A 16,495-nucleotide genomic window follows, 5' to 3' on the forward strand; every position below is an offset into this window, starting at 1 on the left:
CTAAATTATTTGCTGATAGTTTGATATTCTAATTTCTCAATTACTTTTTTATACTCTCTCGGGAACACCTTGATAAACTTGGTTGATGCTTCATTCCAGTTTTTAACGATGTTTTGAGCCAGTTTACTTTTGGTTAAAGCAACGTGCTTACGCAATAAGGTCAGAATCTCTTCCTCGTCTTTTGTAGAAAGCGGGTCAAGATCAACCATTTCTTTGTTGCAATTCTCTTCAAAGCTTCCGTCAACGTCATACACCCAGGCTATACCGCCGCTCATACCTGCAGCAAAGTTACGCCCGGTTTTTCCTAAGATCAATGCACGGCCGCCGGTCATGTACTCGCAACCGTGGTCGCCAATACCCTCAACAACGGTAGTAGCTCCCGAGTTGCGCACCGCGAAACGCTCGCCTGCCATGCCGTTAACAAACAGTTCGCCGGCGGTAGCGCCATAAAGCGCAACGTTACCAATGATAATATTATCCTCGGCCACAAACTTAGCTTCGGTAGCCGGATAAACAGCCAGCTGCGCACCAGATAAACCTTTACCTACATAGTCATTACCCTCGCCTTCCAGTTCGAAAGAAATACCTTTGGCAGCAAAAGCGCCAAAGCTTTGTCCGGCAGAGCCTTTGAATTTATAGTTGATGGTATTATCAGGTAATCCGGCCGAGCCGTATATCTTAGAAATCTCGTTTGATAACAAGGCACCAATAGTACGATCTGTATTAATTACATCGTAAGCACCAAATACCGGGGTTTTATCGGCTAATGCTGGTTTTGCATCTTCCCATAATTTCCAATCGATAATAGCATCCATGCCATGATCCTGAGATTCGCTGTTGTACAGCGTCATATCTTTAGCGTTGGTAACCGGATGCAGTATACCTGAAAGATCAACTTTCTTAGCTTTCCAGTTTTTTAAGCCATCTTTTACTTTCAGGAACTGAACACGACCTACCATTTCATTGATAGTACGGAAACCTAACTCGGCCATGATCTCACGAAGTTCTTCGGCCATGAATTTGAACAGGTTTACAATATGTTCTGGTTTACCTGTAAATAACTTTCTTAATTCTTCGTCTTGCGTAGCAACACCTACCGGGCAGGTATTTAAGTGACACTTACGCATCATGATACAACCGCCTGCAACCAGTGCCGCAGTAGCTACACCCCACTCCTCTGCTCCCATTAAAGCAGCAATAGCCAAATCTCGACCGGTTTTTAACTGACCGTCTGTTTGTAATACCACACGACTACGTAATTTGTTGCGTACCAGTGTTTGATGTGCTTCGGCCAAACCAAGTTCCCAAGGTAAGCCGGCATGTTTTACCGAGCTTATAGGCGATGCGCCTGTGCCACCGTCATAGCCGGCGATCAAAATTACATCGGCATGTGCTTTAGCAACACCCGCAGCAATGGTACCTACACCCGCTTTTGATACTAACTTAACGTTGATACGTGCCTGGCGGTTAGCATTTTTAAGGTCGAAGATCAGCTGGGCCAAATCCTCGATAGAATAAATATCGTGGTGCGGCGGCGGAGAGATCAAACCTACACCTGGGGTTGAGTGACGGGTTCTTGCGATCCAATCGTCTACCTTATGGCCCGGCAGCTGTCCACCTTCGCCAGGTTTAGCACCTTGCGCCATTTTTATCTGTAACTCGTCGGCATTGGTCAGGTAATTTGAGGTTACCCCAAAACGGCCCGATGCCACTTGTTTAATTGAAGAGCGCATTGAATCGCCATTTGGAAGCGGGATGTAACGCATTTCGTCTTCACCACCCTCGCCGGTGTTACTACGGCCGCCAATACGGTTCATAGCAATAGCCATGGTACTGTGCGCCTCGTGCGATATCGAACCAAATGACATGGCACCGGTAGCAAAACGCTTCATGATGTTTTCTGCCGGCTCAACCTCATCAATAGATATTGCTTCGCGATGGTGCGCAAAATCTAACAGGCCACGTATGGTATAATGTTTCTCGCTTTGCTCATTAATGGCTTTAGCATAGTTTTTATAAGTGTTATAATCGTTACTACGGGTAGCGTGCTGTAATAAGTGCACGGTAGTTGGGTTAAACAAGTGTTCTTCGCCACGGCGTTTCCACTGGTAAATACCACCTTCCGGCAATAAACGATTTTCGGCTTGAGCGCCGAAACCAATTTTATGTTTACATAATGCTTCGCGAGCTATCTCATCCAGGCCCAAACCGCCTATACGGGTAACAGCGCCGCAGAAGTATTTATCAACTACAGCTTTGTTTAAGCCTAAAATCTCAAATACTTGCGACCCGTGGTATGATTGTAAAGTAGAGATACCCATTTTTGAGAAGATCTTCAACAAACCATCATTCACAGATTTTACATAGTTTTTTAACAAGTATTTCTTATCCAGCTGGGTATCTAAAATACCGCCGTCTTTTAAAGTTTCAATGGTAGCCTGGGCCATGTACGGGTTAATGGCTGTAGCACCAAATGCCAGTAGACATGCAAAATGGTGTACTTCCCAAACGTCGCCGGCTTCGGCAACAATACCTACCGCACCACGTAATCCTTTTTTAATTAAGTGGTGATGTACGGCCGATACTGCTAATAATGATGGAATTGGCGCATGCTCAGAATCTAATGCACGGTCAGAAAGAATTAATACTTCAAAACCATCTGCAACTGCATCTTCTGCATAACGGCAAATACGCTCTATACCTTTTTGTAATGAACCCGGGTTACCATCGGCATTAAAATAAGTTTGCAGCGTCTTGGCATGGAACATACCGGTATCAATACTGCGCAGTTTTTCTAGCTGATGATTTTTAAGGATCGGGTGTTTCAACGTCACACAATGGCAGTGCATTTTATCCTCATCCAGCAAATTACCGTTGTTACCTATAAAGGTAGCCAGGCTCATTACCATACGCTCACGAATCGGGTCGATAGGCGGATTGGTTACCTGCGCAAAGAATTGCTTAAAGTAACTTGATAAATGCTGCGGTTTGTCTGACAGGATAGCTAAAGGCACATCGGTACCCATAGAGCCAATTGGCTCTTTACCATCTAAAGCCATTGGCTTGATAATGGTATCGATATCCTCGCGGGTATAACCAAATACCTGCTGGTAACGGAAAACCGAATCAGGACTCAGGTTAGCAAATGCTAAACGCGGCTCTTGCAGGTCTTCCAGTTTTATTTTGTAGTTCTCCAACCAACGGTCATAAGGCTGGCGTGAGGCTACTTGTTGTTTAATTTCTTCGTCGGTAATAATAACACCGTGCTCTGTGTCAATCAACAACATTTTACCCGGCTGTAAACGGCCCTTACTTACCACAGTTGACTCATCGATCTTTAAAACACCTGTTTCTGAAGCGGCTATAACACGGCCATCATTAGTTATAGTGTAACGTAACGGGCGCAAACCATTTCTGTCTAAAACGGCGCCTACCAGTTTGCCATCGGTAAAACTAACCGCGGCAGGTCCATCCCATGGCTCCATCAAAGTTGCGTGAAACTCGTAGAATGCTTTTTTAACCGGGTCCATTTGCTCGTTGCCGTCCCAGGCTTCAGGTATCAGCATCATCATTACGTGTGGTAATGAGCGGCCGGTATGTTGTAGTATCTCTATAATATTATCTAAACAGGCAGAGTCTGACTGATTGTTATCTACCACAGGTAATAACATTTCCATCTCCTCATTAGTAAAATAAGAAGAAGCGTATGATTTTAAGCCTGAGTAGAACCAGTTTAAGTTACCCGTTAAGGTATTGATCTCGCCATTATGCGCAATCATACGGAAAGGCTGAGCCAGTTTCCATGATGGGAAAGTATTGGTTGAGAAGCGAGAGTGAATAACTGCCATACCGGACGCCATGCGCGGATCATTCAGATCTGCATAATACTGGCGAACCTGGAAAGTAGTTAACTGGCCTTTATAGATAATGGTTTTGCATGATAACGACGGAAAATAGAAATCGTTACGTGCACCCGGAATAGTTTCGGTAATGGTTTTGTTAATGTATCTTCTTAAAACGTAAAGTTTACGTTCAAAATCTTCATCAGTAGTAATATGGTGTGGGCGGGCAATAAAAACCTGCTCAACATCCGGTTCGGCACTGCGCGCTGTTTCACCAATTACAGTGTTATCAACGGTTAATTTACGATAACCTAATTTATGCAGACCTAATTTTTCGATGGCATTATCAATTGCCATGCGGCAAGCTTTTTTAAGCGGCGACTCTTTAGGGAAAAAAATCATACCCACGCCATATTCTCCAGGCTCAGGCAGGCTTATCTCCAGGTTAGAGCATTCCTCCATAAAAAACTCATGCGGTATTTGAATCAATATACCTGCACCGTCGCCCGAATCGGGGTCGCAACCGCAGGCGCCGCGGTGTTCCATGTTCTCTAACATGGTTAAGGCGTCATCAATTATCTGGTAGGTTTTATGACCATCTATATTGGTAATAAAACCGGTTCCGCAAGAGTCGTGTTCAAATTCCGGCCTGTAAAGACCCTGTCCTGTGCTATCGTTCTGATCCATCGCTATACAAACGGGTTTATAAGTGTTGTAACCACGAAATTACAAAATCAAAAGTTTTTTTGCGATATAATTATTAATTTTTGGGATTATAGTAAAAAGTGACAGATAATATGTATATTAATTTTGAATTTAATAAAAAACGGATTATTTCAGTTAAAATATCGCAAATTGAATGACCTATATCATATACACTTTAAATAGTAATTAAACGCTGCGGTAAACAAAATAGCATTTCATTTATCAGTGTATAACAAAATGTAATTAGGCTTTATTGGTTTTATTCGTTATTTTATTCTTTAATTAGAGATTATAAAGAGGGTCAAAATAGTATATCCGCTATTTTAGTGAAAGACAGTTTGAAAGAGCTATTGATAGCCGATGTTATTACATCATTAACAAGGCATCATTTATAATACCGGCTATGTGTGTTGACCACAAACAAAACCATTAAATTTTCATTTTGTAATTTAGCCCGAAATTTAGAATTAATGTCTGCAAAAAATAAAGCTGTGTTTTTAGATCGTGATGGAGTTTTGAATCGCGAAATGGGCGACTACGTACGCCGGGTAGAGGACTTTCATATCCTTGATAATTTTGATGCCTTAAAAACATTGCAGGATAAAGGCTATTTGTTATTAGTAGCAACTAACCAGGGAGGCCTGGCCAAAGGTTGGTATACCGAGGACGAGTTAGCCAAAATGCACAAACTATTAAAAGAAACTTACCACGAACATGGTGTTGAACTAACAGACTTTTTTTACTGCCCGCACCACCCCAACTTTACCGGCGACTGCGATTGCCGTAAACCAAAACCGGGATTATTGTTGCAAGGCATAGAGAAATATGATCTTGATCCGGCGCAATCTTATTTTATAGGAGACCGTGAGCGTGATGTGGAAGCAGGTACCGCCGCAGGTGTAAAAGGCATATTAATAGATAGTGACCAGCCGATTAGTACAGTGCTGGATTTGATAGACTAAAAACACCTCCATTTTTGTTATTGCGAGGAGGAATGACGAAGCAATCACAAGGATGCAATATTCACGATTGCCGCGCTACGCTCGCAATGACAAGAAAACGATAGAAAAACTATGCAACAATCCCGCTTACTCAGACATCTGGACACCATAATAGCCGCGGCTATCGGCTTTTACGCAATTCATCTGTTTACAAAATACAGCGGGGTTGGTATTTCGCCCGATTCGATCATGTACGCCAGTACGGCCACCAATATCCAGGCTCACTGGTCGCTCATGACGTTTAACGAAACACCTTTGGTTTTCTTCCCTGTGTTTTATCCGTTTTTTTTGGCGGTGATACAGTTTATTACCCGGGTTGATCCGTTTACGGCGGGGAGTGTAATTAACTCGTGTCTATTTGCCGGGGTTATATTAATTACCGGCTGGATGCTTGCTAAGTTCATCACGCATTCAAGGATCTACAAATGGTTGATCTTAGCAGCTATTATATTAAGCCCTGCCTTGTTGCAGATCTATAGTTTTTTATGGTCGGAGACATTGTTTATTTTTCTGGTGATGTTGTTTATCTTGAACTATCACCATTACCTGCAAAAACAAACAACTACCAGGCTACTGCTTACTGCATTGGTAGCAGCATTGGCCTGTATCACCCGTTACGCCGGCATTACGCTGATAGGCACCGGTGCGCTAATGCTATTGTTAGACACCAAACTGCCGACTAAAAGAAAGATTAAACACATAGCTTTATTCTGCCTTCTGTCGATATCATTTGTGGTGATCAACCTGGTACATAACCGCCTTTCCGCCGGACTAAGCACGGGCACCCGCGAACCATCTATCACCCCACTAAGCGAAAACATGTACTATGTGGGTACGGTGTTTAATGACTGGGGCGCTTTAGGCACTTTTGCCGATCATTATGCCATACCGATCACGATTTTTATTCTATTCTCATTGATCGGCATCCTGATATTTAAAACCATCAAGGGGCAAATAAACAGTTATGAGAATATCATTATAGTCTATACGGTTGTTTACGGTTTATTTATCATCCTTATCGCTACGTTTTCGCGCTTTGAAACGTTGAACAGCAGGTTGCTTTCGCCCATGTTTATTCCTTTAGTGATATCCTGTACCAGTTGGGTGCCTGATGTTTTGCAAAGGGTTAAGGGTAAGTCAAAATACGTGTTATCCGGCTTAGCTATTGTGGCGATGCTTGCTTTTGAGTATTTCACTTACCAGATAGATTACCAGCGTTATGACGACGAGATGGATTATGGTGTGCCGGGTTACTCTGACGACAGCTGGAATAAATCACCTTTTATTGAATCATTAATTGCGCATAAACATATTTTTAAAGAAGGCGTACCTATTTATAGTGATGCTAATGAGGCGGTCTATTTCTTTACAGGGATGTCATCAACGTTGGTGCCGCATCATTTCTTCAAGAAAACTATTGATGACTTTTTTAAGGTGAAGCATTATTATTATATATGGTTCAAAGCCCTGGATAATAACAAAGAGCTTTTGAATATCAATGATATCCAAAAGCAAGAAAAACTTAAATTACTGTATAGCTATCCGGATGGAGCGGTGTATGAGTATACAGGCGAGAACGTAAATCATTAGGCAATAGTCTACCGATTTGCTATATAATTTTGATTTTACAAACAACTGCCTATATTTGCATCGCTTATCTATAGTTATACTATATAAAAATGGGACTTAACAACTTACATCATCTTCAATTGCATCATCACCGTTTGGTGATGTAAGATAATGTATGTTTCTACGCGAAATAACAACCCCCGTTTATAATTTTTATTATAGTTTCTTAAACAAACCTTTTTGTGAAAACACTTAAAATAGCGATCCAAAAATCGGGTCGACTCAACGAAAAGTCCGTTGAATTGTTAAAAAATTGCGGCCTTAATTTCGAAAATTACAAAAGCTCGCTGATATCTCCTGTTTCTAATTTTCCGTTAGAAATTCTTTTTCTGCGCGATGACGATATTCCTGAATATGTACAAGACGGCATTGCCGATCTGGGCATAGTTGGCGAAAACGTGATTGAAGAAACAGAGGTGACTGTAAGTTATCTGCAACGCTTAGGCTTTGGCAAATGCTCACTAAAAATCGCGATAACAAACAATAGCGATATTAAAGAATTAGGCGATCTGGAAGGCCGCTCTATAGCTACTACCTACCCGGTTATCCTGGGTAAATTCTTGCAAAAACAAAATATCCATGCAGATATCCGCACCATTTCTGGTTCGGTAGAGATCTCTCCGGGCTTAGGTTTGAGCGATGCGATTTGCGATCTGGTGTCAACCGGCGGCACTTTAAAAAGCAACGGATTGAAACCTTTTGCCGATGTAATGGCATCAGAGGCTATCTTAATAGGCTCGAAAGGTAGCGAAAACAATGACTTGGTACAGGAATTGATTCAACGCATTCAATCGGTATTACGTGCTAAGGAAACTAAGTACGTTGTGCTGAACGTTGAGAAAAACAATCTGCCGGGCGTATTGGCTTTGCTACCGGGTGTTAAAAGCCCATCGGTACTGCCATTAGCCGAAGAAGGTTGGGTTGCTGTACATACCGTAATCCCGGAGCGCGATTTTTGGGATAGGATAAGCCAGCTTAAACAAGCCGGCGCGCAAGGCATTGTAGTAATGCCGATTGAGAAGATAATATTATAGGCCAACCCTACCCAAACCCTACCCGGTAAGGAGGGCTTAATAGAGGAGTTGGTAAACCGCAAAATCAAAAGTCTCTCCGCCAACTGGCGGAGGAGATTTAGAGGGGGCTTTATGAGGATATACAATTATTCAAATCTTGATAAAGAATCCATAGCCAAACTGGTACAACGCAACGTTGACCCGGCTAATGAGATTCGCACGATAGTTGAAGAAGTGCTGGCAACCGTACAACAGCATGGCGACCGGGCACTATTTGACTATGCCGAAAAATTTGACAAGGTAACCCTGAATAAGCTTTACCTGGACAGAGCCGAGCTGGAGGAAATTGCATCTGCAATAGCCCCGGAGCAAAAGGCCGCGTTAGATATCGCTTATGCTAACATTTATAAATTCCATCAAACCCAATTAAAAGCCGAAGACAAGGTAGAAACCATGCCCGGCGTTACCTGCTGGCGCGAATTGAGGCCGATTGAAAAAGTAGGTTTGTACATACCTGGCGGAACTGCAGTTTTACCGAGTACTTTCCTGATGTTGGGTGTACCGGCTAGAATAGCGGGCTGCCACGAAATTGTGGTTTGTTCGCCGCCGCAAAAAAACGGCAAAGTAAACGCCTTCATAGCTTACGTGGCCTTGATATTAGGTATCGATAAGATATACATGGTGGGTGGTGCTCAGGCAATAGCAGCCATGGCTTATGGCACACAAACCATCAGCAGAGTTGATAAAATTTTTGGGCCGGGTAACCAGTTCGTAACCAAGGCTAAAACTATTATTCAGTCAACCACTACTACAGCTATTGATATGCCCGCAGGCCCGTCGGAAGTATTGGTAATTGCCGATGAAACTTCACGTCCGGAATTTGTTGCTGCCGATTTATTGGCGCAGGCAGAGCACGGTATTGATAGCCAATCTATTCTGGTTACTACATCGGCACATATTGTTGAAGCGACTTTAGCCGAAGTTGAAAAACAAACCGCGGTATTGCCCCGTGCAGAAATTGTACGTCAGGCATTGGCTAACTCGTATGTGGTTATCACTAAATCAATTGCCGAAGCTATGGCGTTTAGCAACGCCTATGCACCAGAGCACTTGATTTTGGCTATTAAAGACTGGGAGCATATCGCTCCTGAAATAATTAATGCGGGCTCTGTTTTCCTCGGAAATTTAACTCCGGAGAGCGCAGGCGACTATGCATCAGGCACTAATCACACCCTCCCAACCAGCTCATATTCTCGTGCTTATTCGGGTGTATCGGTAGATTCATTTGTGAAGAAAATTACGTTTCAGTTTATTACACCTGAGGGGATTCAAAATATCGGTCCGTACGTAGAGATACTGGCTGACATGGAAGGTTTGCATGCGCATAAAAATGCGGTTAGTGTAAGGTTAAAAGGATAAATAATAAGCCCGCCGCCACGTCATTGCGAGCGTAGCGTGGCAATCTCTGAAGCGGCAAGTGGTGAATTTGCAAAGCCGATAAGCATGTGTAGAGATTGCTTCGTCCCTCGCAATGACGGGGTGGAAATTAAAAGTAAACAACAATGTTCAACATCAATAACATACTCAGAGAAAATATAAAAAACCTCACCCCTTACTCTTCGGCACGCGATGAGTTTCAGGGCGAGGCCAGTGTGTACCTGGACGCTAACGAGAACGCGTTCGGTTCGCCGCTGGAAGATCAATACAACCGCTATCCCGATCCGTTGCAATACAACGTAAAAATGCGTTTAAGCGAGATCAAGGGTGTACCGGCACGCAACATTTTTTTAGGCAACGGCAGCGACGAAGCTATTGACATTCTGTTCCGCAGCTTTTGTAACCCGGGAGTTGATAATGTCATCCTGGTACCGCCAACTTATGGCATGTACGAGGTATCGGCCAATATCAATGATATTCAAACTAAAAAAGTGCCGTTAACCAGAGAGTATCAACTAAATCTGGATGCTATATCAGAAGCCATAGACGAACATACCAAGCTCATCTTTATCTGCTCGCCCAATAACCCTACCGGTAACTCTATCAACCGCGATGATATAGAAACACTGCTGGCTAATTTTGATGGTTTAGTGGTGGTTGACGAAGCTTATATCAACTTCAGTCGCCAGAAAACATTTATACAGGAGTTAACGGAATATTCAAATTTGGTGGTACTGCAAACGCTTTCAAAAGCCTGGGGTTTAGCGGGTTTACGTGTAGGCATGGCTTTCGCCAGCGAAGAGATCATTGAGGTGATGAATAAAGTTAAACCACCTTATAATATCAATGAAGCATCGCAACAACTGGCTTTAAAAGCTTTGGCGAATGTGGATCAGGTTAATGGTTGGATCAAAGAAACTTTAGCTCAACGCGATAGACTGGTATTGAGCTTAAAAGACCTTGATATCGTCTTAGATATCTATCCAAGCGATGCCAACTTTATCCTGGTAAAAACTACCGACCCAAAAGGCATTTACAATTTCCTAGTGCAACGAGGCATAATTGTGCGCGACCGTTCAAAAATTGATCTTTGCGAGGGCAGCCTTCGCATTACGGTTGGCACACCTGCCGAAAACGAAATCTTGATTGATACTTTAAAGCAATACAAATGAGCAATCTGATCAAAATACTTTTTGTCGACCGAGATGGCACCCTGATCAAGGAGCCTGCCGATGAGCAAATAGACTCATTTGAAAAACTTGAATTTTATCAAGGTGCTATTGAGTATATGTCAAAGATTGCAACTGAGTTGGACTACGAACTTGTCATGGTTACAAACCAGGACGGTTTGGGCACAGCGGCGTATCCCGAGGACACATTTTGGCCGGTACATAACTTTATATTAAAGACATTTGAGAACGAGGGCGTAAAATTCTCGAACATCGTTATAGATCGTACCTGGGCTAAGGATAACGCCCCTACCCGTAAACCAGGCACTGCTTTGTTGACGCAATACTTCGATACGGAGAAATATGATCTAAAGGATTCTTTTACCATCGGCGATCGTAAAAATGATGTGCTACTGGCTAAGAACTTAGGTGCGAAAGCTATCTGGTTGAATAATCACGCTAACCTGGGTGGTAATGAAGCACAAAACAATACAGATATTGAAGGTGTGGTTGCTTTAGAAACAACGGACTGGAAAAAGATCTATGAGTTTCTAAAATTGGGTGAGCGCGTTTTTGAAGGCAAACGCGTCACTAAAGAAACCGACATCTACGTAAAAATAAACCTGGACGGCACCGGTGAAGCTAAAGTATCTACCGGTCTGCACTTTTTTGATCACATGTTAGATCAGATTGCACGTCACGGCAGCGTCGACCTGGAAATTACCACTAAAGGCGATTTGCATATAGATGAGCACCATACTATAGAAGATACCGGTATAGCTTTGGGTGAAGTATTTGCTTCTGCCTTAGGTAATAAAAAAGGTATAGAACGTTACGGCTTTTGCTTGCCAATGGACGATTGCCTGGCACAGGTGGCCATTGATTTTGGCGGCCGCAACTGGCTAGTTTGGGATGCCGAGTTTAAACGCGAAAAAGTTGGCGATGTACCAACCGAAATGTTCTACCATTTCTTCAAATCATTCAGCGACGCGGCAAAAGCAAACCTGAATGTAAAAGCCGAAGGGCAGAACGAGCATCATAAAATTGAAGCCATTTTTAAAGCTTTCGCAAAGGCCATAAAAATGGCCGTTAAACGGGATGCCAATAAAATGGTCTTACCTTCAACAAAAGGGATGTTGTAACAGATTTGTCATTGCGAGGAGAAACGACGAAGCAATTGTACGCGTTTAACCTTTCTCCTTGCGATTGCCACGCTATCGCTCGCAATGACAACAAATTGATAGAAAATGATTGGAATAATCCGCTACGGCGCAGGCAATATATTCTCACTTACTTCGGCCTTAGACAGGCTGGAGATTCCCTACGGCATGGTGTTTACCGAAGCCGATATGGCGCAATATGACCATTTTATTATCCCGGGCGTTGGTCATGCAGGTGCGGCTATGGATAAATTAACTGCATCAGGTTTGGTACCGGCTATTAAAGCCCAAAACAAACCTACTTTAGGTATCTGCGTGGGCATGCAGCTATTAACTTCTTATTCTGAAGAAGGCGACTCAGATATGTTGGGCATCTTCCCTATTAAAACCTTAAAATTCACCGCCGATCCCGAACATAAAGTACCACATACCGGATGGAACAGAGTTTTTTCACAAAAAGATAATCTGCTATTTACAGATATCCCGGTTGGTTCACATTTTTACTTTGTACATTCATACTTTATTGAGTATGACGATGTTTATACTTTAGCTGCGACAGACTACAGTACGAAATTTTCGGCATCAATTTGGCAGGACAATTTTTATGGGGTGCAGTTTCACCCGGAAAAGTCAGGCAATTATGGTGAAGTATTATTAAAAAATTTCTCAAAAATATAAAGACATGTATATAATCCCTGCTATAGATATCCTTGACAAAAAAGTAGTTCGCCTTCGCGAAGGCGACTATCAGCAAGTAACCAGTTATGATGTTACGCTGGAGGAGATGATAGAGCGTTACCAGTCTAACGGCACCAATCTGATTCACATTATAGATCTGAATGGCGCCAAAAACGACTTCTCGAACCAGGAATATCTGTTTGATGTGATCCGCAAAACAGATATGCAGGTGCAGTATGGCGGCGGTATCCGTAGCATTGAAAAAGTAAAAGAGCTGATTGGTGCAGGCGTGGCCCGCGTTATTGTAGGTACCCAGGCAATCACCAACCCAATGTTTCTGGACGAATTGAGCAAAGCTATTTGCGGTCGGGATAAATGTTCAGACAACGTGGTAATCGCTATCGATGTACTGGACGAAGTAATCAAATACTCAGGCTGGATGGAAAGCTCGCCGATTAAGCTGATGGACTATGTTGACCGCTGCCTTGGATTAGGTTTTTTCCGTTTTTTATGTACCGATATTAATAAAGACGGGAAACTGGGCGGTGCAGGTGTAGAGTTGTATGCCAAGTTGCTTGATCATTCGCCGTTTATTAAATTAATTGCTTCAGGCGGCGTAAGTTCTATGGCAGATATTGATGAACTTGCTAAACTTAAAGTTGAGTCAGTAGTAGTGGGTAAAGCTATTTATGAGGGTCGGATTACGATTGAGGAAGTTAAGAATTGGAATTTGGAATCATTAATGTCTATATAAAATTAAATATTAAACCGTCATTGCGAGGAACGAAGCAATCTCTGCATTCGCTAATCAATGTGCACAATGACTGTCTGTTGTAGAGATTGCTTCGTTCCTCGCAATGACGTATTGTTAAAGATTTATGTTAAGTAAAAGAATCATACCCTGCTTAGACGTTAAAGACGGCCGCACGGTAAAAGGCGTAAACTTCGTAGATCTGCGCGATGCCGGCGACCCGGTGGAACTAGCCTGGAACTATTCGCGCCAGGGAGCCGACGAGTTGGTTTTTCTAGATATTACGGCTACGCACGAGCGCCGTAAAACGATGGTGGAGCTAGTAAAGTCGGTAGCCAGGCAGATTAGCATACCGTTTACCATAGGCGGCGGAATCAATGAGATTGCCGATGCCGACGCGCTTCTAAACGCAGGTGCAGATAAGATCTCGATTAACTCGGCAGCGGTGCGCAACCCGGCTTTAATTGATGAATTGGCTAAAGCTTTTGGTGTACAGTTTGTGGTAATAGCTGTAGATACCCGTTTGAATAATGGCAAAAACATCGTTCATTTAAACGGTGGCCGCATCCCAACAGAAAAAGAAACTTTAAACTGGATCAAAGAAGCCGAGAGCCGCGGCGCAGGTGAAATATTATTAACCTCAATGGATCACGACGGTACCAAGGCTGGCTTTGATAATAGCTTGTTAAAGATTGTTAATGATGCGGTGAATATTCCGGTTATCGCCTCGGGCGGTGCAGGTTCTGTTGAACATTTTGTTGATGTATTTGAGCGCACTAACGTAGATGCTGCTTTAGCTGCATCGGTATTTCATTATGGAGAGATTTTGATTCCTGATTTGAAAGGTATTTTGCAGAATCGGGGGATTGAGGTTAGATTGAGTTAGAATAACAAAAACCTGTCATTGCGGGCGTAGCGTGGCAATCGCAATGAGAAAGTTCGCGATTGCTTCGTCGTACCTCCTCGCAATGACAATATAATAAACTATATGAATATAGACTTTAACAAAACAGACGGCTTAGTGCCGGTTGTTATACAAGACGAACAAACCCTGGAGGTTTTAATGCTGGGTTACATGAACCAGGAGGCTTACAATAAAACCGTTCAGGATAATATTGTAACTTTCTTCTCGCGTTCAAAACAACGCCTGTGGACCAAGGGGGAAACCAGCAATAACTTTTTGCACGTTAAATCTATAGATATTGATTGCGACAATGACACTTTGCTGATCAAGGTAAAACCTGACGGCCCCACCTGTCATACCGGTTCACGGACTTGTTTCAATACCGAATACAACCAGAATTTCATCCTGGAGCTGGAAAATATTATTGCCGATCGTTATGCAAACCCTGTAGAAGGATCGTACGTGAACAAGCTGCGCAAAAAAGGCCTGAACAAAATCGCCCAAAAAGTCGGTGAAGAAGGTGTTGAAACTGTGATAGCTGCTCTTGCTGAAACAGAAACCGATCTGATCAATGAAGCATCTGATTTAGTGTTTCATCTTTTGGTTTTACTGCGCGAGAAAAATTTAAACTTAGAAACTATAGCTAAAAATTTAGAGCAAAGACATAAATAAGTTGTTGTGTTTATTTTTTTTGTAACTTGACTTAACCAAAAAATAAACACTATGAAATATTTATTCCTTATTGCAGTTATTGGCATGTTTGCAATCGCATGCCACAAGCCGACCAAAGAAGACCGGGCTCATGCGGCTGTGGCACAAGCTGTAAAAGACAGCCTTAAAGACCCTGACAGTTATGAAAGTGTAAGCTTTAGTCAATTATTAAAGCTAAAAGACACAGTTAAAATAGTTGATGGGCAGTCATATCCTCAAGAATATCACGGTGAGTACGAGATAGCGCACACCTACAGATCTAAAAATGCTTATGGCGGTACAATTACTAAATCAGACGTTTTTCATCTTGACAGTGGCCTTACTACCGCAAAAGGTGGCTATTTAGGCCAGCATATTAAATTTTCAACTCAAAATTAATTATCAAACAACCAATCATCAAAGAGCCTTCCGGATCATCGGAGGGCTTTTTATTTTATATTTGCGCCGATGATTACCGTACAGAAAGCCGCCGAACTTACCGGACACAGCAACCCTATTTTCGCTTTAACTTTATCGCAAAAACCGGATATTTTGTTTACCGGCGGAAATGATAAAGGAGTTGTTGAGTGGAGTTTGAAGACTAACTCATTCATCAAAGTAATGTTTCCGGTAATTTCTTCTGTTTACGCAATTCATTGCCCTGAAGATTATCCGTTCATGTTTACCGGCTTGCGCAATGGAGAGGTGCTGATATTCGACTTCATCAAACAGCAATTATTACCCGGGTTAAGGCATCATCGCAAACCGGTGTTCGATATTAAATCGGTAAATAGTAAAAAAGAATTGCTTGTTGCATCAGAGGATGGCAGTGTATCCATTTGGAATATGGATACACTGCAATTGGTTCATACCATCAAAATTTCTGCGGATACCGTGCGTGCCATCAGTATATCGCCAAATGAAAAACAGGTAGCTTTTGGTTGCCGCGATAGCAACATTCAAGTATACGATCTCGAAGACTACACGCATATCGGCACTTTGAGCGGACATTCTATGGCTGTCTTTTCAACACAGTATTCGCCAGATGGTAGTTACCTGGTTACCGGATCTCGCGATGCCCAGGTTAAGATTTGGGACACTACCACTTTCGAATTAATAACGAATATACCGGCACATCTCTTTGCCGTAAACCACATATCCTTTCACCCCGACAGGCCTTACTTTGCTACGGCTAGTATGGACAAAACCATCAAGCTTTGGGGGGCCGATGATTTCAAATTATACAAAGTTATCAGTCGTGAAAAAGGTTACGAAACACATTTCCTTTCAGTTAATAAACTAACCTGGCATAACAGCCAACTCCTTTCTACCGGTGACGATAAACGCGTCATTATCTGGGATATAGCTTTTTAAGCAATACTTAAATTTCCTATTCTTAATAGTTGATTTACAGGCATTTATTATGTTCTGCACAACTCATTCTGTTCACTCTTGTTCATCTTTTTAAAATGTAAACATTAATAAATAAATTACCGTACAACCAAAAGGAGTGAAA

At 42.5% G+C, this 16,495-nt stretch carries 13 protein-coding genes; 12 read left to right on the forward strand and 1 reads right to left on the reverse strand.

The features are described from left to right. Positions 1–5: 5 nt before the first annotated feature. The gene (gltB, locus tag HB679_RS05990; RefSeq protein ID WP_214071020.1) at positions 6–4,529 is read right to left on the reverse strand and encodes a glutamate synthase large subunit; all 4,524 of its coding nucleotides are present in this window, start codon (positions 4,527–4,529) and stop codon (positions 6–8) included. A 488-nt stretch (positions 4,530–5,017) separates the two neighbouring features. On the opposite strand from gltB, the gene HB679_RS05995 reads away from it, so the two are divergent. From HB679_RS05995 to HB679_RS06050, 12 genes are all read left to right on the forward strand, one after another. Further along, on the forward strand, positions 5,018–5,509 hold the full coding sequence (locus tag HB679_RS05995) for an HAD family hydrolase (protein WP_214071021.1): 492 nt from the start codon (positions 5,018–5,020) through the stop codon (positions 5,507–5,509). A gap of 111 nt (positions 5,510–5,620) precedes the next feature. Further along, positions 5,621–7,138 carry a hypothetical protein gene (locus tag HB679_RS06000; RefSeq protein ID WP_214071022.1) on the forward strand — a complete coding sequence of 506 codons (1,518 nt, stop codon included), beginning with the start codon at positions 5,621–5,623 and terminating at the stop codon, positions 7,136–7,138. A 221-nt stretch (positions 7,139–7,359) separates the two neighbouring features. Continuing rightward, the gene (gene hisG / locus HB679_RS06005) at positions 7,360–8,211 is read left to right on the forward strand and encodes an ATP phosphoribosyltransferase (RefSeq protein WP_214071023.1); all 852 of its coding nucleotides are present in this window, start codon (positions 7,360–7,362) and stop codon (positions 8,209–8,211) included. Positions 8,212–8,322: 111 nt separating this feature from the next. Then, the gene (gene hisD / locus HB679_RS06010; RefSeq protein WP_214071024.1) at positions 8,323–9,609 is read left to right on the forward strand and encodes a histidinol dehydrogenase; all 1,287 of its coding nucleotides are present in this window, start codon (positions 8,323–8,325) and stop codon (positions 9,607–9,609) included. A 143-nt stretch (positions 9,610–9,752) separates the two neighbouring features. Next, positions 9,753–10,799 carry a histidinol-phosphate transaminase gene (hisC, locus tag HB679_RS06015; protein ID WP_214071025.1) on the forward strand — a complete coding sequence of 349 codons (1,047 nt, stop codon included), beginning with the start codon at positions 9,753–9,755 and terminating at the stop codon, positions 10,797–10,799. Continuing rightward, complete coding sequence (hisB, locus tag HB679_RS06020; protein WP_214071026.1) at positions 10,796–11,938, forward strand: bifunctional histidinol-phosphatase/imidazoleglycerol-phosphate dehydratase HisB; 1,143 nt, start codon at positions 10,796–10,798, stop codon at positions 11,936–11,938. Before hisC ends, hisB begins: the two co-directional genes overlap by 4 nt. Before the next feature lie 105 nt (positions 11,939–12,043). After that, positions 12,044–12,634: an imidazole glycerol phosphate synthase subunit HisH gene (gene hisH / locus HB679_RS06025; RefSeq protein ID WP_214071027.1), complete on the forward strand. Its 591-nt coding sequence runs from the start codon at positions 12,044–12,046 to the stop codon at positions 12,632–12,634. Positions 12,635–12,638: 4 nt separating this feature from the next. Then, complete coding sequence (locus HB679_RS06030) at positions 12,639–13,388, forward strand: 1-(5-phosphoribosyl)-5-[(5-phosphoribosylamino)methylideneamino] imidazole-4-carboxamide isomerase (RefSeq protein ID WP_214071028.1); 750 nt, start codon at positions 12,639–12,641, stop codon at positions 13,386–13,388. A 124-nt stretch (positions 13,389–13,512) separates the two neighbouring features. Next, positions 13,513–14,271 (forward strand): imidazole glycerol phosphate synthase subunit HisF, encoded by a 759-nt coding sequence (gene hisF, locus HB679_RS06035; protein ID WP_214071029.1) that lies wholly within the window; start codon positions 13,513–13,515, stop codon positions 14,269–14,271. Positions 14,272–14,373: 102 nt separating this feature from the next. After that, the gene (hisIE, locus tag HB679_RS06040) at positions 14,374–14,961 is read left to right on the forward strand and encodes a bifunctional phosphoribosyl-AMP cyclohydrolase/phosphoribosyl-ATP diphosphatase HisIE (protein WP_214071030.1); all 588 of its coding nucleotides are present in this window, start codon (positions 14,374–14,376) and stop codon (positions 14,959–14,961) included. 51 nt (positions 14,962–15,012) lie between these two features. Beyond that, a complete protein-coding gene (locus HB679_RS06045) occupies positions 15,013–15,378 on the forward strand; it encodes a hypothetical protein (protein WP_214071031.1) in 366 nt (121 codons plus the stop codon). A gap of 69 nt (positions 15,379–15,447) precedes the next feature. Next, positions 15,448–16,353 carry a WD40 repeat domain-containing protein gene (locus tag HB679_RS06050; RefSeq protein WP_214071032.1) on the forward strand — a complete coding sequence of 302 codons (906 nt, stop codon included), beginning with the start codon at positions 15,448–15,450 and terminating at the stop codon, positions 16,351–16,353. Positions 16,354–16,495: the final 142 nt, after the last annotated feature.

This window comes from Mucilaginibacter sp. dw_454 (genome assembly GCF_018449775.1).
Taxonomy (GTDB): domain Bacteria; phylum Bacteroidota; class Bacteroidia; order Sphingobacteriales; family Sphingobacteriaceae; genus Mucilaginibacter.

Bases quoted from the DNA above. Each gene is read 5' to 3' on its own strand.
- hisF (WP_214071029.1), top strand. From the start codon at position 13,513: ATGTTAAGTAAAAGAATCATACCCTGCTTAGACGTTAAAGACGGCCGC.
- HB679_RS05995 (WP_214071021.1), top strand. From the start codon at position 5,018: ATGTCTGCAAAAAATAAAGCTGTGTTTTTAGATCGTGATGGAGTTTTG.
- HB679_RS06050 (WP_214071032.1), top strand. From the start codon at position 15,448: ATGATTACCGTACAGAAAGCCGCCGAACTTACCGGACACAGCAACCCT.
- hisC (WP_214071025.1), top strand. From the start codon at position 9,753: ATGTTCAACATCAATAACATACTCAGAGAAAATATAAAAAACCTCACC.
- HB679_RS06030 (WP_214071028.1), top strand. From the start codon at position 12,639: ATGTATATAATCCCTGCTATAGATATCCTTGACAAAAAAGTAGTTCGC.
- hisH (WP_214071027.1), top strand. From the start codon at position 12,044: ATGATTGGAATAATCCGCTACGGCGCAGGCAATATATTCTCACTTACT.
- hisB (WP_214071026.1), top strand. From the start codon at position 10,796: ATGAGCAATCTGATCAAAATACTTTTTGTCGACCGAGATGGCACCCTG.
- hisD (WP_214071024.1), top strand. From the start codon at position 8,323: ATGAGGATATACAATTATTCAAATCTTGATAAAGAATCCATAGCCAAA.
- HB679_RS06000 (WP_214071022.1), top strand. From the start codon at position 5,621: ATGCAACAATCCCGCTTACTCAGACATCTGGACACCATAATAGCCGCG.
- gltB (WP_214071020.1), bottom strand. From the start codon at position 4,529: ATGGATCAGAACGATAGCACAGGACAGGGTCTTTACAGGCCGGAATTT.
- hisIE (WP_214071030.1), top strand. From the start codon at position 14,374: ATGAATATAGACTTTAACAAAACAGACGGCTTAGTGCCGGTTGTTATA.
- HB679_RS06045 (WP_214071031.1), top strand. From the start codon at position 15,013: ATGAAATATTTATTCCTTATTGCAGTTATTGGCATGTTTGCAATCGCA.